General features: G+C 59.6%; 1 protein-coding gene. It reads left to right on the plus strand.

The features are described 5' to 3' along the window. The coding region (locus KVT28_RS24990) for a 2-keto-3-deoxygluconate permease (RefSeq protein ID WP_217550841.1) at positions 1-277 on the plus strand (277 nt) is incomplete at both ends.

Below are 277 nucleotides of genomic sequence, written 5' to 3' on the forward strand. Positions count from 1 at the left end.
CATACGTTCTCCCCGGCCGCAGGGAAATACTTTGGTTCGTTCACCAATGGGTTGATGACCGGCCCCGTCCCGATTCTTGCAGTGTGGTTCTTCTGCATGGGCGCATCCATCAAACTCAGCGCCACCGGCACAGTACTGGGTAAATCGGGCACGCTCGTCCTCACCAAGATTGCGGTGGCGTGGGTGGTCGCGGCGCTTGCTTCACGTGTGATGCCGGAAAATGGGGAGGAAGTGGGTATGTTTGCCGGTCTCTCGACGCTGGCGTTAGTGGCGGGGA

The sequence above is a fragment of the Pantoea sp. GbtcB22 genome, from assembly GCF_019091025.1.
Lineage (GTDB): Bacteria > Pseudomonadota > Gammaproteobacteria > Enterobacterales > Enterobacteriaceae > Pantoea > Pantoea leporis.